Annotated in this window: 23 protein-coding genes and 1 tRNA gene; 18 read left to right on the forward strand and 6 right to left on the reverse strand. The window is 69.1% G+C overall.

Annotated features, from left to right (window positions below; genetic code table 11):
* Window positions 1-115: 115 nt before the first annotated feature.
* The 6 genes from ACYVN4_RS11630 (at window position 116) to ACYVN4_RS11655 (ending at window position 8766) form a co-directional block, all read left to right on the forward strand.
* Window positions 116-1342, forward strand: a complete 1227-nt coding sequence (locus tag ACYVN4_RS11630; RefSeq protein WP_460720131.1) for a hypothetical protein — start codon at window positions 116-118, stop codon at window positions 1340-1342.
* Between the two features lie 1801 nt (window positions 1343-3143).
* Complete coding sequence (locus ACYVN4_RS11635; RefSeq protein ID WP_460720133.1) at window positions 3144-4106, forward strand: hypothetical protein; 963 nt, start codon at window positions 3144-3146, stop codon at window positions 4104-4106.
* 3 nt (window positions 4107-4109) lie between these two features.
* On the forward strand, window positions 4110-5348 hold the full coding sequence (locus tag ACYVN4_RS11640; protein ID WP_460720135.1) for a MinD/ParA family ATP-binding protein: 1239 nt from the start codon (window positions 4110-4112) through the stop codon (window positions 5346-5348).
* On the forward strand, window positions 5345-6061 hold the full coding sequence (locus tag ACYVN4_RS11645; RefSeq protein ID WP_460720137.1) for a hypothetical protein: 717 nt from the start codon (window positions 5345-5347) through the stop codon (window positions 6059-6061). The genes ACYVN4_RS11640 and ACYVN4_RS11645 overlap by 4 nt, the downstream gene beginning before the upstream one ends.
* 12 nt (window positions 6062-6073) lie before the next feature.
* The gene (locus tag ACYVN4_RS11650) at window positions 6074-7759 is read left to right on the forward strand and encodes a cutinase family protein (RefSeq protein ID WP_460720139.1); all 1686 of its coding nucleotides are present in this window, start codon (window positions 6074-6076) and stop codon (window positions 7757-7759) included.
* The gene (locus ACYVN4_RS11655; protein WP_460720141.1) at window positions 7756-8766 is read left to right on the forward strand and encodes a hypothetical protein; all 1011 of its coding nucleotides are present in this window, start codon (window positions 7756-7758) and stop codon (window positions 8764-8766) included. The genes ACYVN4_RS11650 and ACYVN4_RS11655 overlap by 4 nt, the downstream gene beginning before the upstream one ends.
* A 10-nt stretch (window positions 8767-8776) precedes the next feature.
* Here the strand turns inward: ACYVN4_RS11655 and ACYVN4_RS11660 are convergent, their stop codons facing one another.
* Entirely contained in the window at window positions 8777-10198 is a 1422-nt protein-coding gene (locus ACYVN4_RS11660; RefSeq protein WP_460720142.1) for a DUF1254 domain-containing protein, read from the reverse strand.
* A gap of 203 nt (window positions 10199-10401) precedes the next feature.
* Here ACYVN4_RS11660 and ACYVN4_RS11665 point away from each other — a divergent pair.
* From ACYVN4_RS11665 to ACYVN4_RS11685, 5 genes are all read left to right on the forward strand, one after another.
* Window positions 10402-10474, forward strand: a tRNA-Gly gene (locus tag ACYVN4_RS11665).
* A gap of 196 nt (window positions 10475-10670) precedes the next feature.
* Window positions 10671-10976 (forward strand): hypothetical protein, encoded by a 306-nt coding sequence (locus tag ACYVN4_RS11670; protein WP_379362183.1) that lies wholly within the window; start codon window positions 10671-10673, stop codon window positions 10974-10976.
* 197 nt (window positions 10977-11173) lie between these two features.
* Window positions 11174-11389, forward strand: coding sequence for a hypothetical protein (locus tag ACYVN4_RS11675; RefSeq protein ID WP_460720145.1), 216 nt, complete (start codon window positions 11174-11176; stop codon window positions 11387-11389).
* Window positions 11390-11489: 100 nt separating this feature from the next.
* Window positions 11490-12683, forward strand: a complete 1194-nt coding sequence (locus ACYVN4_RS11680) for a hypothetical protein (RefSeq protein WP_460720146.1) — start codon at window positions 11490-11492, stop codon at window positions 12681-12683.
* 277 nt (window positions 12684-12960) lie between these two features.
* Window positions 12961-13167 carry a hypothetical protein gene (locus ACYVN4_RS11685; RefSeq protein WP_460720148.1) on the forward strand — a complete coding sequence of 69 codons (207 nt, stop codon included), beginning with the start codon at window positions 12961-12963 and terminating at the stop codon, window positions 13165-13167.
* Between the two features lie 37 nt (window positions 13168-13204).
* Here ACYVN4_RS11685 and rox read toward each other — a convergent pair whose 3' ends face one another.
* Both rox and ACYVN4_RS11695 read right to left on the reverse strand, forming a co-directional pair.
* Window positions 13205-14632 (reverse strand): rifampin monooxygenase, encoded by a 1428-nt coding sequence (gene rox, locus ACYVN4_RS11690; protein WP_460720150.1) that lies wholly within the window; start codon window positions 14630-14632, stop codon window positions 13205-13207.
* 175 nt (window positions 14633-14807) lie between these two features.
* Window positions 14808-15725, reverse strand: coding sequence for a hypothetical protein (locus tag ACYVN4_RS11695; protein WP_460720152.1), 918 nt, complete (start codon window positions 15723-15725; stop codon window positions 14808-14810).
* 293 nt (window positions 15726-16018) lie between these two features.
* Between ACYVN4_RS11695 and ACYVN4_RS11700 the strand changes: the two genes are divergently transcribed.
* Together ACYVN4_RS11700 and ACYVN4_RS11705 are read left to right on the forward strand one after the other, a co-directional pair.
* Window positions 16019-17251, forward strand: a complete 1233-nt coding sequence (locus tag ACYVN4_RS11700) for an MFS transporter (protein WP_460720154.1) — start codon at window positions 16019-16021, stop codon at window positions 17249-17251.
* A 26-nt stretch (window positions 17252-17277) separates the two neighbouring features.
* Complete coding sequence (locus tag ACYVN4_RS11705) at window positions 17278-17808, forward strand: GNAT family N-acetyltransferase (protein ID WP_460720573.1); 531 nt, start codon at window positions 17278-17280, stop codon at window positions 17806-17808.
* On the opposite strand, the gene ACYVN4_RS11710 is transcribed toward ACYVN4_RS11705, so the two are convergent.
* A complete protein-coding gene (locus ACYVN4_RS11710; protein ID WP_460720156.1) occupies window positions 17789-19444 on the reverse strand; it encodes a TlrC/CarA/OleB/SrmB family ABC-F type ribosomal protection protein in 1656 nt (551 codons plus the stop codon). The genes ACYVN4_RS11705 and ACYVN4_RS11710 overlap by 20 nt on opposite strands.
* 204 nt (window positions 19445-19648) lie before the next feature.
* On the opposite strand from ACYVN4_RS11710, the gene ACYVN4_RS11715 reads away from it, so the two are divergent.
* Entirely contained in the window at window positions 19649-19894 is a 246-nt protein-coding gene (locus ACYVN4_RS11715; protein ID WP_460720158.1) for a hypothetical protein, read from the forward strand.
* Window positions 19895-19906: 12 nt separating this feature from the next.
* Here the strand turns inward: ACYVN4_RS11715 and ACYVN4_RS11720 are convergent, their stop codons facing one another.
* Window positions 19907-20713, reverse strand: a complete 807-nt coding sequence (locus ACYVN4_RS11720) for a tyrosine-protein phosphatase (RefSeq protein WP_460720160.1) — start codon at window positions 20711-20713, stop codon at window positions 19907-19909.
* A 149-nt stretch (window positions 20714-20862) separates the two neighbouring features.
* The gene (gene zapE / locus ACYVN4_RS11725) at window positions 20863-21885 is read right to left on the reverse strand and encodes a cell division protein ZapE (RefSeq protein WP_460720162.1); all 1023 of its coding nucleotides are present in this window, start codon (window positions 21883-21885) and stop codon (window positions 20863-20865) included.
* Window positions 21886-21920: 35 nt separating this feature from the next.
* On the opposite strand from zapE, the gene ACYVN4_RS11730 reads away from it, so the two are divergent.
* From ACYVN4_RS11730 to msrB, 4 genes are all read left to right on the forward strand, one after another.
* Window positions 21921-22694: a pyrimidine reductase family protein gene (locus tag ACYVN4_RS11730; RefSeq protein WP_460720164.1), complete on the forward strand. Its 774-nt coding sequence runs from the start codon at window positions 21921-21923 to the stop codon at window positions 22692-22694.
* A gap of 32 nt (window positions 22695-22726) precedes the next feature.
* The gene (locus ACYVN4_RS11735) at window positions 22727-24289 is read left to right on the forward strand and encodes an alpha/beta hydrolase (protein ID WP_460720166.1); all 1563 of its coding nucleotides are present in this window, start codon (window positions 22727-22729) and stop codon (window positions 24287-24289) included.
* A gap of 127 nt (window positions 24290-24416) precedes the next feature.
* The gene (locus ACYVN4_RS11740) at window positions 24417-25703 is read left to right on the forward strand and encodes a glycosyltransferase family 87 protein (RefSeq protein WP_460720168.1); all 1287 of its coding nucleotides are present in this window, start codon (window positions 24417-24419) and stop codon (window positions 25701-25703) included.
* 9 nt (window positions 25704-25712) lie between these two features.
* Entirely contained in the window at window positions 25713-26159 is a 447-nt protein-coding gene (gene msrB / locus ACYVN4_RS11745; RefSeq protein ID WP_460720170.1) for a peptide-methionine (R)-S-oxide reductase MsrB, read from the forward strand.
* Window positions 26160-26218 lie beyond the last annotated feature (59 nt).

Consider the following 26218-nt stretch of genomic DNA (forward strand, 5'->3'; position numbering starts at 1 on the left):
ACGCAGTTCCGGTGGGCCACCTGTGTTGTCGGCCAGTGGTGCGGAATGCCATGGCATCCGGGGGAATAGGGCTACCGGCCCACTGCTGTCCGTTCGGGGAAGGGGAATTGGGGACATGAAAGCCAAGAAGACTTCGCTGCTGTTATCCATGCTGCCCATCGCACTGGTCGCCGGCCACGGCGTGGCTGTTGCCGCCCCCGGGCAGCCGGGGCTCGCGGTACCCGGTGACGGGCAGCCCGGGCTGAGCACGCAACCCCAGGCGCCCGTGCAATCCGCGCCCAGCCCGGCCGATTTCATCCCCGATCCCCCGGTCCCGGCCCCGAACCGGCCCCGGCCGAAGCAGCAGACCACACCGCAGCAGGACACGATCGTCCAGCCTCCGACGCAGCAGCAGGTTCAGCCGACGGAACCGCAAGCGACGCAGCCGGATAGCGCCGGGGCGAATCCGCCGGAAGTGATGCCTACTGACCCGCATCAGCTGCGCATAGGCACAAACAAGGTCGAACTGCCGGACTTCGTCGACACCAAGTCACGCGATAAGGCACAGTCCTACCTGGATATGGCGGAGTGGCAAGTAGCCGCCTTCTACGACACTTTGGGTTTCCCTCGGGACCAATCTGACCGGATGGCTGCCGGAAGCGTGGCTGGCAGCGCAATCGGTGGTGGATTGGGCATTGCGGGGACCGCAGTGTTCGGCCTGACCGGTTGTGTAGTCGGCGGCGTGATTGGCGCGGTCGCCGGTGCTGCGATCGCCGGTGTTCCGACTGCCGGGGCTGGGGCTCCAATCGGCGCAGCTATCGGAGGCGGTACCGGCTGCGTAATCGGTGGCGGCATTGGCGCATTCCCCGGGTTTGCAATCGGTGTCGGTCTCGGCGCGCTCGCTGGTGGTGTGTTCGGTGGCCTCTCTGGTGGCCTGCCGACAACCGCTCCTCCCGCTCCCACGTCGCTGATCGATACCGCTGCGCAAGTGCCGCTTTCGGGTGCCGACGGGAATTCCGGGGTGCAGCCGGTGGCTGCTTACGCGGAACTGCCGGGTGTGCCCGCGCCGATCGCGCAGGTGGCCGCGCCTGTAGTGCAGGCGGCCGCTCCGGTGGTGCAGCAGGTGGCTAATACGGTGGTGCAGCAGGTTGCGCCTGCGGTGGAGGCTGCGGCTCCGGCGGTGGAGCAGGTCGTCTCGGGGGTCGGGCAGCAGGTGGCTGCCGCGGTGCCGGAGGCCGCGCCCGTCGTGCAGCAGGTGACGGATGCCGTGGATACGCAGGTGGATTCGCTGCGGACGGCGGTGGCGCAGATGCCCGTGTTGACGCCGGACGCGTTCATGGCCGCGCTCCAGCCCGGTGCGTGACCGGAACGACACGGATGACGCCGTGACCGCAGACAACGACTCCGCCCTCGAATCCGCCCCCGGCCACCTATCCCCCACCGCACCGAAACCCCCACACACCGGAACCGAGCCCGCGGCAACCACACCCGCACCCGCCGGAACCCCACCGCCCGAACCCAAGCCCGCCGCAACCAGACTCACCGGCCCCGCGACAACAGCGCTCACCGGATCCGGGCCGAGCACGGCCACATCCCCTGGATCCGGCCGCACCGCAACCTCGCCCACCGGAACCGAACCTGGCACGGCCTCGCCCATCGGAACCGAACCCGGCACGGCCTCGCCCACCAGGACCGAGCCCGGCACGACCGCACCCACTGGAGCCGAGCCCGGCACCGCCTCGCATTTCGGAGCCGAGCACGGCACGACCACGCCTGGCGCACCCGGACTCAGGGCAACCACGCCAGCCGGAACCGCGCCCGGCGCAACCACACCCGCGGGAACCGGGCGCAGCGCGGCCGCGCCCATCGAAACCGAGATCGGTGCAACCGCACCCGCTGGTACCGAGCGCGGCGCGACCTCATCCACCGAAACCGAGCCTGGCACAACTACGCCCGCAGGAACGGGGCGCGACGCGACCTCGCTCACCGGAAACGAGCGCGGCGCATCTCCGCTTGCCGGGGCCAAGTCCGGCACCAGCGCACTCGCCGGGGCTGAGCCCGGCGCGGCGACAGCCTCCGGGGTCGAGGTCGGTGCGGAACCGATCCTCGGGTTTGGTGTCACCCCGCGTGTGGGGAGCGGACGCGGTTCGGCCTCCGGTGAAACCGAGTCTGCGGCAACGGCACCCGCCGGGGCTGCGTTCGGTGGGGTGGATTCGGCTGGTCGAGATGGGTTTTCGGTCGGAGTCGGGGTCGGTGCGGGCGAATCGCGTCCGGCACCAGGTGAATCGGGGGTGGAGGGGTCGATAGCCGATGGCTCTCGGCCGAAGGTCGGGCGGCTCACCAGCGATATTCGGCCGAGTCGGTCTGCCGGGCGGCTCACGGGTGAGTCTGGGCGGCCGCGGGCGGGAAGTAGCGGTTCCGGTGATGGCAAGGCCGGGAAAAACGCTGGCGTCCGGCTCACCGGCGGCAATGCGCCGACCGGAGCGCGCGGCAATGGTGCGGGTGGCGGTGGCTCGACGGAACAGTCCGGCGGGAGTGCCGGGGCGGGCCGGAGCGCCGATAAGCCGTTCACCGGAGACGGTGAGCAGGGCAAGCCCGTGACGGGGCGACCCGGTGGAGATACGGCGCGGGACAAGCCGATCGGCGGTGCCGCCGCGAGCAGCCGGGCGGGCGGTGAGCAGGCCACCGGTGACTCGGCCCTCAATACCACCGGTGACTCGACGCTCGGTGCCACCCGTTACTCGACCCTCGGCGCCACGGGCGACTCGACGGTCGGTGCAGGGCAGGAGGCTGGCATTTCCTCCGGCGATGATGCGCACGTTCCTGACGTTTCGGCCCGCCGATCGGGCAACGAGAACTCGACGGCTGACACGTTCACCGCAGGCGAGCCCAGCACGGAACGGTCGACCGTAACCGGGTCGGCCAGCACGGGATCGGCCATTGCCGGGTCGGTTGTGGCCGGGGCCGGGACGAACACGGCTGGAGCGGACGCGATCTGGATGAGCAAGGTAGGGACCAACGGGGCAGGGACCAACGGGGCAGCGATGAGTGGTGCAGGGGAAAGCGGTGCGGGCGTCAGCGGTGCGAGGGCCAACCCGGTCGGGGCGACTGCGGGCGAAAAGAGTGCAACCGGATCGCAGCCAACCGGATCCACTGCGGCAGGGATGAACGCTCGGGCTGCGAGCGGATCGCGGGGCGGGGAGGCTTCGGGGCCGGGCGAATTCGGGGGCCACGAATTCGGAGCCCGCGAATCCGGCGGCCGTGGTGCGGCCGACTACTGGTCGGGGCCGTCGCCACGGCGGAGCAGTGCGGGAGACGCGGGCGCGGGCCGGAACCCGGATCGGGGTGCGGGGCGGCCGGTCATGCCGGAGCTCTCGCCCAGCGGGAGCGGGCGGGCGATGCCTGCCGCGCAGGCCGCGGGCGCGCCGGGGTGGGCGTCCTGGCTGGACGAGGCGGCCTGGGCGGGCCAGGAGAACGAGCGGGGGCGGGAGACGGGCAGTCCGTACGACCTCACGTCCGAGGATCCGATGGCGGCGCTGGTGGTCGAGGCGCGGCGGCGGGCGGCACAAACGCAGCGGCGGATGCGAATTCGACGGCGCGCACTGGCGATAGCTGGAGTTTCGCTAGCCTTGGTGCTGGTGGCCGTCGCGGGCTGGTGGTCGCTCACCCCGGACGATTCCAGCGCCCCGCAAGCGGTTCCGGTGCGCTCCAGCGTGCACCCGACCACGACCGGCGGGAATCAGCCGGGGCTGATCGCCTGGTGCCAGGAACGCAATACGCCCGATCGGGTGAGCGGGGCCAGCGCCGGTGATCTCGGCAGCGGACCCGGCGTCATCCTGCGCCTCGAATACGCCTGGTACGTGCTGCGCGACCCGGCCGCCGTGCGCGCGCTGCTCGCACCCGACGCCAAGGTGGCGCCGGAACAGGCCACGCGCGATGCCATTTCGGCCACGCCCGCCGGGACCAAGCACTGCGTGAACATCACCGGCGTGGACGCCGACCACTGGAATGTCAGCATCGACGAGAAGCACCCGGACGGCAGTCAGGTCTCCTGGCAGCAGGTGATCACCACGGTCACCCGCGACGGTCAGGTCCGCATCAGCGCCATCACCGACGGAAGCCGGTGAGCCATGGTCGATATCGACGACCGGCTGCGACCCGGGCCGGGGCCCGGCGACAACCCGCCGCCGGACTTCTGGTTCCGGCGCGACGGTAGTGCGCCACCGGCGGGTGTGGATTCCGGCCAAAACCACGCCGGAATGACGGGACCTGACCACGCCGGAACGACGGGGCCCGACTACGCCGGAACCACGGGGCCCGACCACGCCGGAACCACGGGGCCCGACTACGCCGGAACCACGGGGCCCGACCGCGCCGGAACCACGGGGCCCGACCACGCCGGAGCGGAAGGGGCCTACCATTCCGCAAACGCGCAGCCCCGGAACGGTAGACACGCAACGGAATTCGATGGCGGGCCTGGGCAGGCGGAAGTTGCGGCGCGGCTGGTCGAGGCGGCGCGGATAGGGGCGGCCGGGGGCGAGGAAGACGCGGCGGTGGCCGCGCTCATGCAGCCTGCACCGGTCGGATCGCCCACCGACGGGGTGCCGTTGCGGGGCGGGCAGGGGCGGCTCGTGCGAGCGGCGCTGCCGCCGGTGCTGGTGCTGGGCGGGTCCGGAGCCTCGGGGGCGACGACCGTCGCGCTGGGGTTGGCCGCGGCGGCGGGCGTGGACAGTGAGGGCGGGGTGTGGCCGGTCGTGGTCGATGCCACGCTCGGGGGCGGGGATGTGGCGCTGCGCGGCTGCGACGCGGTCGCGCCGGTGAGCACGCTGCAGAACTGGCTGGGCACCAGCGATCCCGGGGTGGCCGCCACCGTGGGGGCATGTTCGGGACAGACCTCGACCGGGGTGCGGGTGCTGGCGCGGACGCCGGAACCGTTGCCGCGGCGGGAATCTCTGGTCTCGGTGGCGCGGCATCTCGAAAATGCCGGGCTCCTGGGGGTTTTCGACGCGGGTGCGCCGGTCACCAGCCGGTTGGCCGCGCCGCTGCTGGCCGATCCGCGAGTCGGGTTGGTGCTCACCGTCGCCGCCCGCCCCGATGCCATCAACCGGCTGCAGCCCGCCTTGGCTTGGCTGGACGAGAATTTCGGTGAATTCGTGGTGGGCGACGCGGTCATCGTGCTCACCGAGCAGGTGCCGGGATCGGCGGCCTCGGTGTTCGAGCACGTCCGCACCCATCTCGGATCCTGGGTGCGGGCAATCGTGCAGGTGCCGTTCGACATTCACCTCGCCACCGGCGGGCCGATCACCTGGCATCGGCTCACCGCCGAAACCCGCGACGCCTACCTGGCCTTGCTGGGAGCCCTGCGATGAGCAGCCAACTCTTCGAGCGTCCCGCCTCGGCGAGCCGGCCACCGGCCCCCGCGGTGACGGCTGCGACCCCCGCCGCCGAGCCGGTGCCGATGTGGCATCGGGCGGTACCGAATCGGCCCACCCGACCGCCGCTGGTATGGCTGGTCGGGGTGCACGGGGGTGCCGGGGTGAGCAGTCTGGCATCAAGTCTGAGTTGGGCCGGGGATGCCGGGCAACGGTGGCCCGCGCGGATCGGGCTCACAGGGGACATGGATTCGCCACTGGTGGTGTTGGTGGGCCGCAGTCATCTTCGGGGAGTCAACGCGCTGCACCGGGCGCTGCTGGCGCACCAGGCGCAGGCGACACCGATGGGCAGCGCGGTGGTGGGCGTGCTGACCGTCGCGGATGCGGCTCGGCCACTGCCGATTCCGGTGGCACAGCGGCGCGAGGAGATGGAGGGGCTGGCCCTCACCCTGGGTGCGCGCACCTGGCGGCTGGGCTGGCTCGAACAGTGGCGAGCCCTGGAACCCTACGAACTGGCGGCGTGGGATCCCGCCGCCGGCCACACTCCGGCGGACGACGGCGACCCCACTCGCACTCCCCCGCAACCGGTTCGGCTGCTAGCCGAGCAGATCCTCACCGCGGCCAGGACCGCCGGGGCGCGGATCACCGAACAGGCGCAGCACGGCCACCCGGTCGTCGATGAGCGCGGAATCAGCCAGTCACCGACCTGAACGAGGTGCGACATGCATCGAAAACTGCTGCCCACCCTACGATTCCGGCGTTCGGCACCGACGTTGCGGAGCTCGGCGATACTGACCGCCGCCGTCTGCGTCATCGCGACCGCGGCCGTCGGCCTGGCCAGCGGCGGACCGCCGGACACCACGGTGCCGATCGACAAATGCCCGGCCCTGTTCGCCCTCGGCATCCAGGGCACCGGCGAATCCTCCCCCGACGCCGCCGTCACCACCGACACCGGCATGCTCTCGGAAGTGTTCCGGCCCATGATGGCCGCCGCCTCCGACGCCGGACTCGTCGACCGCGCGTATGTCCCCTACGAAGCGTCCTTCGGCGGGGCCACCTCGATCAGCACCGTCACCTACACCAAGTCGGTGAGCGAGGGCCTGGACCGGCTGCGTTCCATGGCCAAACAGGTCGTGGACCGTTGCCCCAGCAGCAAACTGGCGATCGCCGGATACTCGCAGGGCGCGCACGTCGCCTCCCAGTTCGCGCAGGAGGTCGGGTCGGGGCAGGGCACCGTCCCGGCCGAGAGGATCGCCGCGGTAGCGCTTTTCGGTGATCCCAACCGCAATGCCAATGCGCCGCTGTTCCCGGGCAAGCCCGATCAGAAGCTGCCGACCGCAGCACCGGGCACGGATGGCAAAGCGGTGTCCGGACTTTCGGATCCGCCCGCCACCAAGACCGCGTCCGGGGCGGGCATCGCACCCGACAGCGCCACCCTCGAGAACTTCGGCTCCCTGGTCGGGCGGGTCGCGGAATTCTGCACCGAGGGCGATCTGGCCTGCGACACCCCGGTGGGGGCGCCGCTGGTGCGCACCGTCGCGAATATCGCGGGGCAGGTGGAGCTTTCGGCCGGTGACCCGATCGGGTCACTGAAGTCGATCGCGGAGGCGTTGGCGTTCACCTCGATCAAGACCGTCACCAATGTGGTCAACAACGACGTGTCGGGCAACTCGATCTCGGATCTGTCGTATCAGCCGCAGAAGTCGATCTCGCAGCGCATCGCCGACGCCTCCAACCCGGCCAACCAGGTCGACATCCCGGGGGCGCTGCAGGCGCTGCTCAAGGTCGGACTGATCGCCGTCAATTCCGTGGTCGCCGTGGTGAAGGACATTCTGACCCCGGCCAATATCGCCGAGATCGCCACCGCCGGGCTCGCCAATCCCATTGCCGGACTGGCGGTCTTCGGGACCAAGCTGCTGGGCGCGGTCACCAATCTGGTGCCGCCCACCACCATCAGCCGGCTGGTGAGCCAGTCGTTCTCGGCCGTCACCCAGAACATCACCGACAACAAGGACCTGCTCGACATCACCACCTGGGTGCGGTACTGGGACACCGCGCAGAAGCACGACTACACGCACGCGCAGGGCGCGGGCTTCGGGGACAGCCCCACCGACTGGGTCGGGCAGTGGTTCGCAGCGGTCGCGCACGATCTGTCCGGGGCCGCCCAGTCCGGCGGCACACCGCTCGGCGGCAGCGACAAGCCCAGCCTCGGCATGGATTTCGCGGGCACCTCGACGACGCCGACCAGCGTGGCACCCAACGGGCAGTTCCCGCTCGGCGGTGACCCGTCCGCCACCGGCACCCCGTCGAGCGGGGCGCCCATCCTGTCCTTCACCCCCGGGACCAGCACGCCCCCCACCAGCGGGGCGCCGCTGATCCCCAACCTCGGCGCACAGGCGACACCATGAGCACCACCGAATCCGACTCGGCGACAACGCAACCGCCCGACCACGACGGACCCGACGCCTACACCGGGCGCTGGTCGGACTGGATCACCGGTGCGCCCGCAGCCGCCCCGGCGACCCGGGCTCCGGCGTATCAGGAGTACGAGAGCCTCGAATTCGACGACGACTACGACGAATTCGACGAGGACGAGTACTACGAACCCCGCGCACGATCGGGGGCCGCACCGCGTGCACGATCCGGGGACGAACCGTACGGACGATCCGAGGACGAACCGTACGGGGCGGGGCACGAACCGTCCCAAGCCCGCTACGAGGCAGCCTCGGCCCGGCAGACGTCCTGGTCGGACTACGGCAGCGAGCGACGACCGTTGAAGCGGCCCACCCGCCCGGCACGGACACGCACCGCCCGCGGCGCGGTCACCGCACGCGGACGGCAGTGGGCGGTACCGCTTTTGGGGCTGCTGGCGGTGCTCGCGGTGACGGCGGCGATCGCCGTGCAGATCGCCAAGGTCACCGGCGACAGCGCGCCCGCCAAACCCGGGGTCGCCACGCCGCAGGCGGCCGTCGCCGTCACCACCACACCCCCGGCCACCGACCAACCCGCCGCCGGACTGCCCGCGGGCCTGTGCCCCAACGAGACCAAGAACGGCACGGTCCGCGGCAACGGGCCGGGCAGCACCAAATCCGGGCCGGATGTGATTCTGGCGCTACAGAATCGGTACTACGTCGACCGCAACGGCAAGGCGGTGCGCGAGATGTTCGCCCCCGACGCCACCGCACCCACCGTCGAGCAGATCCAGGCCGGCATCGACTCCATCCCGGTCGGCACCACCTACTGCGTGCAGATCATGCCCGGACCCTTCGACGGCCAGCACGTCATGGTGGTCAGCGAACAACACCCCGACGCCACCAAACGCACCTGGTCGCCGCAACTCGTCATCACCACCAAGGTCGGCGACGCCACCCTCATCTCCGCCATCGTCCCGATGAGCGACGACGCACCGAAATAGTCGACGCGGGTCAGGGGGCGGGGGTGAGTGCGGGGGGCTGCCATTTGCCCTGGGCGGCAGCGGGTTTGGGGGCGTAGAGGCGCAGCGTCAAGGAGAATTTGCCGGTGGCGGGGATCGGGAGCCAGTTGCCGGTGGGGACGGCGGGGCCGGGGTCGGCGTTCTGGACAGTCAGGTCCAGGGAGCCGTCTGGGTTTTTGGTCACGGGGATCTGGTGGCCGACGGCGTAGATGTTGGCGAGGTTGGGGATCAGGAAGCTGTCGGCGTCGTAGGCGGTGATCGACCAGAAGGCGTCGACCGGGGGCAACTGGTCGGCGGCGAAATGCAGGCGGAAGCGTTGCGGGGTGCCGTTCGCGTCGGCCGTGCCGGACAACGTCGGATAGAGGGCGTCCTGCGGCAGATTCGCGCCCAGGGCGAAGTAGGCGGTATGCGCGCGCAGGGCGTAGTTGGTGCCGTAGGTGCCCAGATCGGTCGAATACGACCAGCCGTTCACGTTCGCGGCGTGCGGATCCTGGTAGTCGGCCAGCTGCTTCCTGCCCGCCTCGACACCGGCGGTGAGCACCGCGGCATCGGCGAAAGGTGAGCCGCCGGGCTTGATGCCCAAGGTGGCGAAGCGGTTCAGGGCGGCGGTATCGGCCGCGCCGGGCGGGTTGGCCGACATGAGCGCGCACAGTTTGGTGAAGAAGGCCGGGCCGTCCAGCGCCGCCACCTCCTGCGAGGGCGACGCGCCCCGCGTGCCCGCGCTGAAAGGCACACCGGGCGTGGCGATTCCGGGATCGGCCAGATAGCCGCTCAACGGCGCGAGCACCAGTTTCGACTGGATGGCGCGCACGGCGGGGATATCGTCGGTCCCGTTGACCTGGACGCGGCCGATGATCCACACCGTATTGGTCGGCATGGCCAGCCGTGTCATGCCCTCCGGCACGTCGCCCGACCAGCCGGGGCCGGTGATCAGGTAGGTGAACGGCGGCGTCGGCCCGGCCGCGGTCGTCTGCGGGCGCAGGCTGCTCGGATCGTGGGTGGTGTCGGTCCAGGCGTCGAGCAGCTGCATCAGCCAGTACCGGTCGGCTTCCATGCCGGGGACGCGCAGCACCAGCGGCTCGGCGGTCAGATCCAGCCAGGCCTGCGAGTACAGGGTGTCGAGATTGACCCGCACCACGATCCGGTCCTCGGGGCCCGGCAACGAATCGGCATGGACGAACTGATTGACCGGGCCGCCCGCCGCGCGGGTGGCATCCATGAGGACCAGCGGATAGCCGAAGGTGTAGGCGTCCGTCGCGATCGCCGTGGGGTCATTGCTCGCCGAGGTGGCAGTCGCGCTGCTACCGCTGTCTTTTCTGCTGGACCCGCAGGCGGAGAGCGCGGCCCCGGCCGCGACCGCCAGGCCCAGACCGAACAGTCCACGGCGACTGACACTGCCGAACAGCTCCGACACAGCGACCTCCTGAAGAGTGGGTAACCGCATGGCAACCATCGCCGCCTCGACGCTAACAAGGGCCGCGCGCCGACGGTGGAATTTCCGGGGCCGACTCGCGTAGGGAACTCGCCGTTAGCCAGGCGTTTTGGAAATGCGCCAGAGGTGGGCTATCGTTCTTTCTCGCAGCCGGACGGGCCCAAACAGCCCGGAAGGACGCGAATGCGGATGTAGCGCAGCTGGTAGCGCATCACCTTGCCAAGGTGAGGGTCGCGAGTTCGAATCTCGTCATCCGCTCAATTTCTTCCTCCCCGGCCCGGAAATTTTCCGGAGCTCTCGGGATTTCTCCGACGCTCTCCCAGCAGATTCACCGCAATCTCGGAGCATCTCCACAAGTGTCTCGCAGCAGGGACGCAGCGAAAACCGTTCTTACACAGTAGATCTCACAGACGTTCCCGGGCATGTCGGCGTGGTTTCGCGGTACCTTTGCAGGGTGACCCTCTTGCTCAGCGCCTTTCACGACACTGTGCTCTCCCAACATGCCGTGCTCGCCCAGCTCGGCAACCCCACGCCGGAGACACCCCCGGTGGCCGACAAGCTCATGAAGCTGGTCCGCTACTTCACCTGGTTCGTGCTGTTGTCGGGGGTCATGGCCATCACCTACGCGGGTGGCCGCTTCGCCTGGGAGAAGTGGTCCGGCAGCGGCCTCGCCTCGCCGAAGATGGTCGCCGGAGCCATGATCGGCGGCATCATCGCCACCAGTGCGGGCACCATCATGAACGCCGTCATCACCACGTAGCCCCCGGCGCACTCCCCCGCGCCGTCCCCGCAGCCGGATCCACCGCGTCCGGTGACGGGATCGGCGCTACCCGAGCACATTTCGCAACGGGCCGCCCATCGCTGCGGCGGCCCGATGCCCGATCCGCACCTTGCGTCCTTGTTTCGGCAGGCGTGGGATCGACCGAATTCGCGCTTCCGAGTCCTAGACTCCGTCCCATGAGCGCTGAGACTGCAGGGTCGCCGTCGTTCGAACTCTTCGACCGGGTCACGGTCGACACCGACCGCTTCGCGCCGATCGGCGTGCCACGCGGCTCCATCTGCCACCTGATCGATCAGTACACCCCCACCGATTTCGAGCTCGACTTCTCCGACGACACCGGCGCGACGCTGGTCACCTTCAGCGCCTCGACGGAGGAGCTCCGCCCCGCGTGACACCCGCCGCTCCGGCCGTTCACTGCTCCGACGCGGTCGAACCGAGTGTGTCGGTGGGCGCGGTTAGGCTCGTCGAACGGATTGGCGAGGACGAGCAGGGGTGGCATTGACGACGAGCGATGCGGGGCTCACGCGGCAGGTGCCGCGCGAGGATCCGGCCGACGGGGTCGACTTCGGGCTGGAACAGGTCAACGAGGTGCTGGCCGGGATGGTCGCCGAGGTGGCGGCGGATCGGCCGCGCGATGCGGAGCTGATGACGTGCCGGTTGGGGCTGGACGGGGAGAGCCCGGAGACATTGATGTTGCTGGGGGCGCGGTTCGGGGTGTCGCGAGATCGGGCGCGGCAGTTGTACACCCGGGCCGTGGGGGTGATGGTGCGGCAGGCGCTGGCCACCGGGGAACCGGATCTGGGAGTGTTCGCGGCACGGTATCCGGTCGGGTGGGGTGACGAGCGGCTGGTGCGGACGCTGCTCGCGGAAACCTATGCCACCGACGGGGATATCGCCGCACAGGACTGGGCGTACCTGAAGCTGCGGCTGGCCGGGCACGACCTGCAGGACTCGAAACGGCTGGCGGGGTTCGTGTTCCAGCGCATCGCCGGATGGCAGCAGAAGGGGCGCTGGCATCTGCTGCCCGCGGCGTCCTCCGACGACGCGCCGGAAGACATGTGGAACGCGTGGCTGCCACGGGTCGAATGGCCCGGCGGCACACCCGAACCCGTCCCGGTGCTCCCGGCCGGACGCCTCGACTACGAGGACGATGGGCGTGGCCGGATGTACTCCGAAAAGCTCGGCCGCGAAGTCACTTTCGACACCGCGCTGCAGGCACGACTGCTGCGCGCCCTCGATGCCAGCCCGCGTGTAGCCACCTTCGCCGAGCTGCCGGTCGCCGTCACCTACGAACTCGACCACACCGACCGCGTCCACTACCCCACCGCCGCAGCCACATTCACCGACGGCCGCACCGTCCTCATCGACGTCCTCCCCCTCGCCCACACCGCCCTGCACCCCCAGCGCGCCCGCGCCGCAGCCACCCGCGGCCACGCCTTCGCCCGCGGCTGGGGCTTCCTCACCTGGACCGGCAGTCGCGACGGCATCCCGGAACTGCTGTCCCGCAAGGTAAACCCCCACCACGAAGCCACCTTGACGTCCCGCCTAGCCACCGGCCCGATGACCTGGCAGGCCCTCGACGCTTATCGCACCCTCTCCGGCCTGGATCTCCTGGACCTCGCCGCCCTGACGCTGCGCCACGACTGGCACTGGCACCGCGCCCCTTTCCGCCTGACCGCCCCCTGAGGACTCCCCCGTCATCCCGGCAAGACTCCCCCGGTCATCCCGGCAAGACACCCCCGTCATCCCGGCAAGACACCCCGTCATCCCGGCAAGACACCCCGTCATCCCGGCGCGTTTTTGGCCGGGATCCACACTCTGAACGGTTGGATTCCGGCCAAGAGCACGCCGGAATGACGAGAGGGCCGGGGATTCTTCGGGTGCTCCTCGCGGATTCTCAGGTGGGGGGCGTGTGCTGGAGGGCGAGGAAGTGATCGCTGGATCGTTCGAGAGGAGTCTCGTGATGAGCAGGAAGATCAGGGTGGCGGCTTGCGGTGGAGTTCTGGTGGCGCTCGTGGTTGCCGGGGCGGGGGTGGCCAGTGCCGATACCGGCACGGGGTGTGCCTATCCCGATGTGAACAATCCGACCTGTCAGACCTTCGGGCATGACAGCAGCAGCCCGTCGATGGGCGGGCCCACCCATGACCACGGTGGCGGCCATGGGCGGTGAATCCCGGCCCCGAGCTGAACGGGCCCGGGGCTTCGAGTCAGTTCGTGGGGGAACCGAACCAGCGGGGTAGGGCGGTGAGGAGGTCCTGCTGGTCGGAGCCCAGCCAGGCGATGTGGCCGTCGGGGCGCAGGAGGACGGCGGGGGCTTCGAGGTCGTCGCTGACATCGATGACGTGGTCGACGCGGTCGGACCAGCCCGCGGCCGACAGTTTGCCGGTTTGGTCGAGGAGTAGGCCGCGGCCTTCGTGCATCAGTTCGTAGAGGCGGCCGTTCTTCAGTGGGATGTCGCGTTGGCGGCGGCCGAGGAGGTCGGGGCCGTCACCGAAGTCGTAGCGGATGTTGACGGCGATGACCTTCTCGGTGAGGTAGCGCTTCCCCTCCGGGAAGGCCATGAGCTCGGTGAGCAGGCGGCGGATCGACTGCGGGCCGGGGTCGGGCAGGGACAGTTCGGTTTGGGCGCGGGTGTTGTTGAGGACGTCTTCGGCCCAGGTGCGGCGTTCGGATTCGTAGGTGTCGAGCAGGTCGGCCGGGGCCCAGCCCGCTACCGCGGCCGCCAGCTTCCAGCCGAGGTTGAAGGCGTCCTGGACGCCCAGATTCAGGCCCTGGCCGCCGACCGGTGGATGAATGTGGGCGGCATCGCCCGCAAGCAGGACGCGGCCGACCCGGTAGTGGTCGGCCAGGCGGGTGGCGTCGCCGAACCGCGAGAGCCAGCGCGGTGAGTGCATGCCGAAATCGGTGCCCGCGATGGCCAGGAACTGGTCGCGCAGTTCCTCCAAGGTCGGCGGGACGCGAGGATCGTCGGTGAGGCCCGCGGCGGGTGCGCCCACCCGATAGCGGTTGCCGCCCAAGGGAACCGCGCCGAAACGGTGGTGAGTCTTGTACAGCTCCATGACCGTGGCGATCACCTCTTCGCGCGGTGCGGTGAGTTCCACCTCGCCCAGCAGGGTCTCGATGCGGCTCGGTTCGCCCGGGAAGTCGATACCGACCGCCTTGCGGACCGTGGAGCGGCCGCCGTCGCAGCCGACGAGGTAGCGGGTGCGCAGGGTGCTGCCGTCGGCCAACTCGACGGTGACGCCCTCCTCGTCCTGGCTGACCCCGACCAGTTCGGTGCCGCGGCGGATCTCGGTGCCGAGTTCCACCGCGCGTTCGGCCAGGAGGCGGTCGGTGATGGGCTGTTGCAGGCCCAGCACGAACGGGAAGCTGGTATCGAGCTGAATCGGGACATCGTTGCGGATGCCCGCGAAGAAGCCGTTGGTCGGGTGCTGGGTACCCAATGCGGTGAATCGATCCGCGATCCCGCGCTGATCGAGGATCTCCACCGTGCGGGCATGCATGCCCATCGCCTTCACGACCTCGGTCGGTTCGGCATCGCGCTCGATCAGCAAGGTGTTGACGCCGTGCAGGCGCAATTCACTGGCAAGCATCAAACCGGTCGGCCCGGCACCGGAAATGATCACATCGAACATGAACCCACCCATCGTCGAAGTTGCCTCGGATCGGCATGCGGGAACGCTATTTCCGCAGGTGCCGACCCACGGCCGACGATTCTGCAGCACGACGGGGGTCTTGCCGCAAGCCCCCCACTGCGATATACGTTAAAAGGGGGAGGGATTCAGTTTCTTCAGCGCTCGCCCTCGGCGCTCACTTCAGCACCAATCCCGCGACGATGAACGTGATGATCACGAGCACCGCGAACCAGGTGATCAGCTGCCATTGCAGGATGGCCGAGCGCTGACCCGCCACCGTCAAGCGCAGGGTCGCGTCCACGCGGTTGTGATCGGCGATCTTGCGGCGGGTTTGAGCCAGGTCGTCAGCCTGCTGTTGCGAGGCGATCTCGGCGCGTTCGAGGCGGTGGGTCATGCGCATCAACTGCTTGGTCTTGTCGCGAGTGGCCTTGCGCGCCAAGGCCAGAGCCGTGCGCTGGTTCTGCAGTTCCTGACGTTGCCGCGCGATGACGGCCGCCTGTGTCCGAGTGTGGCGTTCCCAGTCGGTCACCGTCGCCCATCCTCCCTGGTGCTCGTCGCGGCAGCCGAACGCTATTTCTTCGGCCACCCAACCCGTAATGAATTCTCGCAGTTCACAGGCGGATTGGCGGGCCGAGACGACGCCGCCCGGTCCGGCGGTGAGCAGACCGCCGACCACCCGGTACTCGCAGCCGTCGGCGGCGAAGTCGTCGATGCCGAGCGCGGGCAGCTGCGCGGTCCAGAAACCGGGCGGGCAAATCCATAGCACTTCGCTACAACCGCTGGTCCGCAGCTCGGTGGTGCGGGTGCGCGCGCGGGTCAACTCGGGTGCGGCGCTGGACACCTCGATGGCGCAGACCCGGTCGCCCTTGCGCCACAGCACGTCCACGGTGATCCCGCCCAGGCTCGCGGCCACCTCGACATCTTCCGCGCCCGCGGCCAGCAGCCGCCCACGCAACCAGAATTCCAGCCGCCGCACATCCCAGCGGCAGGCCGCGCAGTCGGCTTCGCGGCAGCGCTCCCCCGCCGTGTGCCCGCGCGCGTCCTTACCCTGGGCGCGCGGCCGGGAACGGTCGCGAACGGACGAATCACCCACTGACGTAGTTGGATTCGAGTGCGGATCCGGTTCGGCAAGTGCCACCGGTACATCCACTCGCCTCGTGCTCACAAGATCACCCCAGACACCACACTCACCGCAAGGACCGCTTCCGTCGTATCGGAAACCACCAGCCCTAGCCGTCACTTCCAGAGTGCCGCAGGGCAACCGCCTGCAGACCCGAAAGCGACCACATTCGTTATCCAACTGCGAGCCGGGTGTGATCAAGCGAGACGCGGATCGTAACCGAGGTCCGGGATGCCGGACACGGCCGCCGCCGCTACTCTTTCGAAATGCTCCCGCCTCACCCTCCGAAGTCGCAGCTCAGCGCTCTCGATCCGACGCTGCGGGCGGCACGCACCGCGAACTCCGTCGCGTTCGCGCTGCAGGGGTTCTTCCTGGCGGTGATCCTCACCGAATTGCCGCAGATGAAGGACAAATTCGGGCTGTCGGACGGGCTCATCGTGGCGATCGTCGCGCTGATCTCGCTGCTGGCGGGCGTCGGCAGCATCACCGCCGAACGGATCGCGCTGCGCTGGTCGAGCCGCACGGCGCTGCGGATCGGGCTGGGGGTGATCGCGGTGGCCGGTGTGGCGATCGCGGTGTCGCCCAACCTGATCTGCGCTTTCGTGGCGCTGGGGGTGTACGGCGTGGCGGTCGGCATGGTGGATGCCGGCACCAATATGCAGGCGGTATTCATTCAACACGGCTATGGCCGATTCATTCTGGTGTCGTTCTACGCGGCCTGGAGCGCGGGCTCGATCCTCGGCGCGCTGTGCGTGGCGGCGTTCGAGTGGCTGCACGTGCCGCTGTGGGCTTCGATCGTGATCGCGGCCGCGGTGGTGGCGGTCGGGTGCCTGGTCGCCGGACCGCGACTGCTGGGCAGCGACGAGGCGGAAGCCGGTCCGGCCGAAGGGGAACCGGCCGGTTCGGTGCCGACACGACTGTTCCTGATCTTCGGCGTGGTGATCGCGCTGGCCTTCGCCATCGACCTCGCGGTCGGCAACTGGTCGGCACTGTATCTCAAGGACGAATTGCTGTCGGCCTCCTCGACCGCCGCCCTGGCGCTCGCGGCATACCAGGGCGCGTCGCTGGTCGGACGACTCACCGGCGATCTCTGGGTGCGGCGATTCGGGCCGCGCACGGTGGTGCGGGTGGCGGCGGCGGTCGGCTCGATCGGGCTGCTGATCGTGGTCACCGCGCCGGGACCGGTGGTCGCCATCCTCGGATTCCTGGTCGCCGGCATCGGATTGCCGGTAATCGCGCCGCTGTGCTTCAGCGAGGCCGGGCAACTCACCAGCGGCCGCGACCTCGACGCGCTCATCGCACGGCTCAACCTGTTCAACTACGCGGGCACCCTGGTCGGCGGCGCGGTGGTCGGCGCGGTCGCCGATGCCGCGAATCTGCGTGCCGGATTCTCGATTCCGCTCGCCTTCGCGGTGGTGCTGATCGGGTTCGCGCGCATCTTCCACCAGCGCACCGCCGCCACCCCCTCGGCGACCGAGCCCGCCGCCGAACCTGCTTGACTGAAGCGGTGAGCGATTCCGCAGCCATCGACACGACCATCGATCGGGCCGAGCCCGCCGACGCCGAGGCCCTCTCCGCGGTGGCCGCGGTGACCTTTCCGCTGGCCTGCCCGCCCGGGTCGACACCCGCCGACGAGGCGGCGTTCATCGCAGCCAATCTCTCGCCCGAGCGGTTCCGCGAGTACCTCGGGGATCCGGACCGGCTGGTGCTCAAGGCGGTTCACGACGGGGAGATCATCGGCTACGCGCTGCTCAACGCCATGGCACCGGCCGATCCCGACGTGGCGGCCGTCATCATCGAACGGCCGGTGACCGAGCTCAGCAAGATGTACGTGCTGCCCGGCCGCCACGGCAGCGGTGCGGCGGCGGAGCTCATGCGCGCCGGGCTCGAGGCCGCTCGCACCGACGGCAGTGTCGCGGTGTGGCTGGGCGTGAATCAGCAGAATCTGCGGGCCCAGCGCTTCTACGGCAAGCACGGGTTCACCGTGGCCGGTACCAAGACCTTCACCGTCGGTGCGCAGCTGCACCACGACTACGTCATGCGCCACCGGTTCTGACCAGTTCGAGGCGGCGGCCGGTGAAGCGTTCGCGCATGCGGCGGTCGTGAGTGACCAGCACCACCGCGCCGGTATAGCCGTCCAGGGCCTGTTCCAGATCCTCGACCAGGGCCGGGGACAGGTGGTTGGTCGGCTCGTCCAGCAGCAGCAGATCCACCGGATCGGTGACCAGCCTGGCCAATTCGATGCGGCGGCGCTGACCGTAGGACAGCTCGGTCACCCGTAGGCCCAGCTCCTGCGGGCGGAACAGGCCCAGCGACAGCAGGGTGTCGGCGTGCTCGTCCGGGTAGCCGGGGCGACCGGAGGCGAAGGCGCGCAAGACCGTCCAGGCCGGATGCCATGGCGACTCCTCCTGCCGCAGACGCCCGACCCGGCCGCGTACGGTGACCGTGCCCGCGTCGGCGGCCAGTTCACCGGACAGCAGGCGCAGCAGCGTGGTTTTGCCCACACCGTTCGGACCGGTCACCAGCAGCCGCTCCCCCGGCTCGATCCGCAGGCCGTCCAGGCTCAGACGGTCGTGCACCACAACGGAACTCACCTCGGCGATGGGGAGAGCAACGTCACTCGACACACCCTCGTCCGCCGCCGCAACGGTCAGACTCGGGGTGAAGCGGAGCGGATCCGGTGGCGGGGCAACGGGATCCGAGGTCAGGCGCGACACCCGCTGCTTGGCGTTGCGGATGCGCGACTGGGCGCCGTGGCCGCGGCTACGGGTCCGGAAGGGACCCGCGGCGAACACCGCAAGCGGGAGTTTGCGCGGAATCGCCTCCAGCCGCACCACATTGGATTCGGCCAGCCGCTCGTTGCGGGCCAGCTCGGCACGCCACTCTCGGTACTCCAGTTCCCGGCGATGCCGCTGCGCGGCCTTGGCCCGCAGGTATCCGGCGTAACCGTTGCCGTGGCGGGTCACCGCGCCCGCATCCACCTCGAGCACCGTGGCGGTGATGCGTTCGAGGAAGACCCGGTCGTGAGTCACCGCGACCACGGTGCCGTCGTGGGCGCGCAGCTGCCGTTCGAGCCATTCCACGGCCTCGTCGTCGAGATCGTTGGTCGGCTCGTCCAGGAGCAGCAATTCCGGTGCGGAGGCCAGGATGGCCGCCAGCGCCAGCCGCTGCCGCTGACCACCGGACAAGGTGCCCAGCAGGCGATTTCGGTCCAGGCCGGGCAATCCGAGCGCGTGCAGTGCGGCGTCGACCCGGGCGTCGGCGTCGTAGCCGCCGCGTGCCTCGAAGCGGGCGGCCAGTGCGGTGTAGTCGTCCAGGCGGCGGCCCAGCGGACCCGGGGCCGCCAATTCCGCTTCGGCCGAGCGCATTCGGGACTCCAGGTCACGAATGTCACTCAGCGCCAGGTCGATTGCCGCGCCGACGGTGGCGGTGGGCGGCAGTTCCAGGGTTTGGGCCAGGTAGCCGAGGCCGCCGGGGGCCTGCACGGTCACCTCGCCGTCGTCGGGTGTTTCGCGACCGGCGATGAGCCGCAACAGCGTTGACTTGCCCGCGCCGTTGTCACCGATCACCCCGACCTTCTCGCCGGGACGGATGGACAGGTCGACCGCGTCGAGCACGACACGGTCCGGGAATCGCTTGGTGACGGCGGACAGGGTGAGTTGGGATACGGCAGAAGATCGGAGGGTAAGCACAAGGGTCTCCCGGTTTTTGGGGTGAAAGAGGACTCGACGCGGAGCGGAGCTCAACGCGGCGAACTGATCACAAAAACAGGAAACCGATACCCATGAGGCTCGGAACATTAGCGAGGAAGTCGCGGGGGTGTCAACCCTATTTGAACCCGCACGAAACCCGCTCCCGGCGTAGCGTTTACGTACCGAACGGCCTGGGAGCACAGCATGGCGAACGAACCGGCACCCGATCCATCGAGCGTGTCCCAGGGCAAGGGACTGGCCGTGACCGCCTTCGCGGCCGCCGGGCTGGCCCTGCTGATCCCCTGCCTGTTCGGTTGGGCCGGAATCCTTCTCGGACTGGCCGCCAACCAGAAGGGCCACCCGCTGGGCAAGGTGGCGGTCTATACCTCGATCGCCACCATGCTCATCGGATTCGTGCTGTCGGCCTTGGCCCGGAAGTACCTGATGTAGCGAGAACCGCTGTCAGGCGAGGAGTTTGGCCTTCAGGGCGGCGATGTCGGCGTCGGTCAGCTTCAGGCCGTCGCGGACGTAGTTGTCGAAGCTGCCGTAGCTCTTGTTCACCTGGTCGAAGGCGGCGTCCAGGGCCGAGGCGGTGACGCCGTTCATCATGTCGCCGTCCTTGGCGCCACGGTAGTAGTTCGACAGCAGGTAGTCGTAGTAGACGGTGTCCTTGTCCACGCCCAGGATCGTCAGCAGCACGGCCGAGGTCCAGCCGGTGCGGTCCTTGCCCGCGGAGCAGTGGAACAGCACGCCGCCGGGGTTGTCGGCGATGTCGCGCAGCACGTTCGCGAAGCCCTCGTTCGCGCCGGGGGCGGTGATGAAGGCGCGGTAGAGGTCGCTGCCCGCGGAGAGGGTGGAGGCCATCACCTGCGGCGGGGCCTGGCCGATGATGTCGTCGTGGTGCTCGGTCGCACCGGCGGGGACCTTGTCGACGCCCATGAACTGCTGCTCGTAGGAGGTCCGCAGATCGTGCACGGACACCACATTCAGCGAGGTGAGCTTGGCCAGGTCGGCGTCGGTGGCCTTGGACAGGTCGCCGGTGCGGAAGACCAGGCCGGTGCGCACGGTGTGGCCGTCGGTGGTCTTGTAGCCGCCGGCGTCGCGGGCGTTCAGCACACCCGTGAGGCCGAGGGCGCGGTTGTCGGTGTTGACGACCACGTCGGAGGTGGCGGCAGGCGGGTCGGTGGCGAAGGCGGTCGCCACCGAACCGAGGCTCGCGGATAGGGCGATGGTGACCACCGCAGCGGCTTGGACAGCACGTTTACGCACGGTACTTCTCCTTCCGAGGACGAAAACCGAACCGGGACCGGTTTTCGTTGACCCTCGAAATTTATTACCTGTGGGGACCTTAAGAACCACCGGGGTAGCCCCAACTCTCGGGGGCTCTCAGGGGCAAGCCCCTGAAACCCCAAAGGCGGTCAGGCGTGCGCGGGCGCCTCGAAACGCGAAAGCGCAAGCAGGCGGGAGATGGCTCGCAGGTACTTCTTGCGGTAGCCGCCGTCCAGCATCTCCTGGGTGAAGATCTCGTCCAGCTTCGCGCCCGAGACGGTCACCGGGATGCCCGCGTCGTAGAGGCGGTCGGCCAGCACCACGATGCGCAGCGCCACGGCCTGATCGGTGACCGTGTGCACGCCCGAAATGTTCACCGACGTCACGCCGTTGATCAGCGCGCCGTAGCGGGACGGGTGCAGGGTGCTCAGGTGCTTCAGCAGCTCGTCGAAGTCGTCGAGCGTGGAACCCGGTGTGTGCGCGGCCTTCTCGACCAGCGTCTCGTAGGAGGCGGGCTCCGGGGCGGGCGGGAGATCACGGTGACGGTAGTCGGGGCCGTCCACGCGGACCGCCTCGAACAGCGCGCCCAGCTTCTTGATCTCGCGCAGGAAGTCCTGGGCGGCGAAGCGGCCCTCGCCCAGCTGGCCGGGCAGGGTGTTGGAGGTCGCCACGATGGAGACGCCGCGGTCGGTCAGCTCGGTGAGCAGACGCGAGACCAGCATGGTGTCGCCCGGATCATCGAGCTCGAACTCGTCGATGCACAGCACGCTGTTGGCCGAGAGCCGCTCGACGGCATTGTTGAAGCCCAGCGCGCCAACCAGATTGGTCACCTCGCCGAAGGTGCCGAACGACTTGGGGTTGGGGACACTGTGGAAGATCGACGCCAGCAGGTGGGTCTTGCCCACACCAAAGCCGCCGTCCAGGTACAGGCCGATGCCGTGCACCGGCTTCTTCTTCCCGAACAGGGACTTCTTGTCCGCGGCCTTACGCAGCGCGGTCACCCGCTGGGCGAACTGCTCGGCCTGTTGGACGGCAGCGGCCTGGGAGGGTTCCTTCGGGTCCGGAATGTAGGAACCGAAGCTCACCTCGTCGAAGGTGGGCGGCGGAACCATCTGGGCCACGAGCTGGTCTGCCGGAACCTCCGGGTGGCGATCGACGAGGCGTTGTTGCACTGCGCCAGCCTAGAACCGTGATGGGATGGGACCTTATGCAGCGTATGCCTAATGCGATTCAGCTCACAGATCTCACCCGCGACGACCTGGTCGAGCTGTACGCGTATCCGGTAGAGGCAAGTGTCCCGTACGTCCGGGTCAACTTCGTGACCAGCATCGATGGCGCGGTCAGCGTGGACGGGCGCTCCGGCGGGCTGGGTACGCCCGCCGATCACAAGGTGTTCGGGCTGCTGCGCGATCTGGCCGATGTGATCCTCGTCGGGGCGGGCACCGCGCGGGCCGAGAACTACGGTGCCGCGCATACCGATTCGGAGTTGCGGCGGGGACTGCACAAGGAAGGGCTCGGGGGCGACGTGCAGGGCACGCCGCCGCGGATCGCGGTCGTCACCGCCCGCGGCGCGCTGGACCCGGCGAGCCGGTTGTTCACCGATACCGGTGCGCGGCCGATCGTCTTCACGACCGCCATCGCCCCGGAGGACAGCAAGCGGCGGCTCGCCGACGCCGGGGCCGAGGTGATCGTGGTGGGTGAGGACCGGTGCACCGTCGAGAGCATCCGCGCCGAACTCGACCGGCTCGAGCTGCGGCGGGTGCTGTGCGAGGGCGGGCCGTCCCTGTTCGGCGACTTCCTCACCGCGGGCGGCGTCGACGACCTCTGCCTGACCCTATCGCCGCAGCTGGTGGGCGGGACCGCGGGCCGAATCGCGGTGTCCCCCAAGGCCGCGCCCACCCCCATGGAACCCCGGCACCTGCTGCTCGACTCCGACGGCACGATCTTGACCCGATTCGAACGCGCGCACACCCGAGGCTGAAACCGCGCCCCGGACCTGGCAGGCTGTAGCGCATGCGCTGGACTCGGGCCGCTCTGCTGGCGTCGACACTGTCGGTATTGGTGACCACCGCCTGCGGGGCCGGGCCGTCGGACCGGCCGGCCGTTGCCGTGGAACAGCCGCACCAGGCCGGGGTCGCGCCCAGCACCGCGCCCGCCGACGCGGTCGTGCCCGCGCCCGAGGTGCCCAAGACCGACCTGGCCTGGAAGGACTGCACCGCACCGACGTTCAGCCTGCTCTCGCTCGGCGCGCCCCCGGCCGGGCTGGTGCTCGAATGCGCCGAATACACCAGCCAGATCGATGTGGCCGGGAATGTGGCGGGCAACTTCCGCAATGCGGCCATGCGGGCGCGCTACGACCGCACGCCCAAGGACGCGGCGCCGCTGATCCTCACCTCCGGCAACGACCGGTCCTCCACCGCGACGCTGGCGGGACTGGCCGCCGGGAACGCCAGCGCACTGCTGGCGGCGCGGCCCATCATCGCGGTGGATCGGCGCGGCATCGGCAGTTCCGTGCCGGTGGCCTGCATGACCGACCCGCAACGCAAGGTGCTGGCCGATCAGGCCCAGTTCACGCGCGGCGCAAGCGATCCCGTGGACGCCGTGAGCGTCGCCGGACGCGAGGCCACCGTCGCCTGCCTGGACTTCCTCGCGCCCGGCCAGGGCATGTACGACGCCCCGCACGCCGCCGACGACCTCGAACAACTGCGCAAGCAGCTGCAGGTCGACCACATCGCACTGATGGGCACCGGCACCGGCGCGAACGTCGCGTTGAACTACGCGCGCAAGTACGGCGAACACCTCGGGCGGCTGGTGCTGGATTCGCCGCAGGCGGTCGGGCTGGACGCCAACGGGCGGGCCGAACAGAAGGTCAAGGGGCAGGAGGCGGCGCTCACCGCGTTCGCGCAGCGCTGCTCGTCGCTCACCTGCTCGCTCGGGGCCGATCCGCACGCGGCCGTGGTCGACCTCGTGAACCGCGCCGGGGCCGCGCAATTGGGCGACCTGTCGGCGTCGGTGCTGGTCACCACGCTGAGCAGCTTCCTGGGAGACTCACGCTCGCAGGGCAATCCGCAGCTCACCGAGTTCGCCGACGCGCTCAGCGCGCTGGGTCGCGGCGACCACGGGCCGATCACCCCGTTCATCCTGCGGGCCGCCGCGGGCGTCGGCACCGACGGTCAATTCGTCAACCGGTGCAGCGACAACCACGAGCCCTCCACCCCGGACAAGGCCAAGGCCCTCGAAACCAGTTGGGGCACGCAGTATCCGGTGTTCGGCAAGGTCGCGGCCATCGACCTGATGGCCTGCTCCGCCTGGCCCGCCGCCACCCCGATGACAGCCCCCGACAAACTCAACCTCCCCGTCCTGGTCCTCGGCGGCAGCGCCGACCCCGTAGTCGGCCAAGACGGACGCCCCACCGTCACCGGCGCCCTCAACGCGGCCGGCGCCACCACCTCCACCGTCGTCTGGCAAGGCTGGGGCCACCCCACCTTCGCCCACTCCGGCTGCGCCCAACAGTCCCTCGCCGACTACCTCAAGGACGCCAAACTCCCCGCCGACGGCACCGCCTGCCCGGCCTAGGCGATTTCGGACGCACCCGGCGCGTCAACTCGACCGGCGCGAGATCGGTTGTCGCATCGGTAGACGGTCGCCGGTCATTCGCGGGTCGGCGCATGTATGGGGGTGGGTTTCGGTGTACCGTGCCCGAGTGTTCCTTCGACAGCTCGAGCCGCGCACCGCTCGCACCACCGCCGAGGTACTGAACTTCGCCCTGTGGCCGCTCGCGATCCTCACCGTGATCCATCGCGTGTTCATCAATGCTGTCAACTACCACGTCACCAATGACTTCACGCCGGTGTACAACGCGTCGCTGGCGTTTCTGAATCATCGGGCCGTGTACAACGCCAACTTCAACTCGACCGACCCGGCGTACCTGTACCCGCCCAGCGGCACGCTGCTGATCTCGCCGCTGGCGATCATCGATCCGGAGAAGTCGCGGTGGGGCTTCATCCTGATCAATGCGATCGCGCTGCTGCTGGCCTGGTATCTGCTGCTGCGACTGTTCAACTACACGCTGAACTCGGTCGCCGCGCCCGCGCTGCTGCTGGCCATGTTCGTCTCCGAGACGGTCACCAACACGCTGGGCTTCACCAACATCAACGGGTGCCTGTTCCTGGCGATGATGGCGTACATCCACCTGCTGCTCAAGCGCAAAGACCTGTGGGCCGGTGTGGCATTGGGGTTGACCATCGCGGTCAAGGGGCCATTGCTGGTGCCGCTGTTGCTGATTCCGCTGGTGCGCGGGCAGTGGAAGGTGTTCATCACCGCACTCGGCGTCCCGGTCGTGCTGAACCTGCTGGCCTGGCCGTTGATCGTGGACTACAAGGCGTTCTGGACGCACACGCTGCCCTACCTGTCGGAGGCGCGCGACTACTTCAACAGTGCGATCGTCGGCAATGCCGGGTATTACGGTGTCGCCGACTGGCTGACCTGGAGCATCCGCATCGTCATGGGTGTGCTGGTGCTGATCTCGCTGTGGCTGCTGTACCGCTACTACCGCGAGGACGAGGTGTTCTACATCTGCACCACCTCCGGCATCCTGATCACCGCGACCATGCTGCTGGGCCCGCTGGGGCAGATGTACTACTCGATGTTCCTGTTCCCGCTGCTGATGACCGTGGTGCTGCGAAACTCGTTGCTGCGCAACTGGCCCGCCTGGCTGGCGATCTTCGGGTTCATGTCCTACGACAAGTGGCTCTCGGACCGTTGGCAGAGCATCGGCCGCGACCTGGAATACCTGCGCACCACCTTCGGGTGGGGGCTGCTGCTGATCGTGGTGTTCTGCGTGCTCGGCGACCGCTACCTGGCCGCCAAGCGCGAAGGCCGGCTGCAGACCGGCAAGTCGCTGGATCCGGCCTGGATGCACCCGGAATGGGACATCGACGACACCGAGGTCGCCGTCACGCCGCGCACCAAGGCCGGTGCCGCGTACTAGCGTGGAACCATGAGTTCCGATGCTGACACCTCGACGGGGGCCGAACAGCCCGTCCCGCGCATCCAGCTGACCCCGCAGGAATGGCGGGCCAAGCTGAGCCCGGAGGAGTACCACGTGCTGCGCGAGGCGGGCACCGAACGGGCATTCACCGGCGAATACACCGACACCGAGACCGAAGGCGTCTACTCCTGCCGGGCCTGCGGGTCCGAATTGTTCCGCAGCGGTGAGAAATTCCATTCGCACTGCGGCTGGCCGTCCTTCTTCGACCCGGCCAAATCCGACGCGGTCGTGCTGCGCACCGACGACACCCTCGGCATGCGACGCGTGGAAGTGCTGTGCGCCAACTGCCACAGCCACCTCGGACACGTCTTCGAAGGCGAGGGCTACCCCACCCCCACCGACAAGCGCTACTGCATCAACTCCCTGTCGCTGCGGCTGGAACCGACCGAGAACTGACCCGCCTGCGGGCCCCTACTCTGTGCTACAGTCTAGTGGTAGTCATTACCACTGAGTAG

The sequence above is a fragment of the Nocardia heshunensis genome (assembly GCF_054782115.1).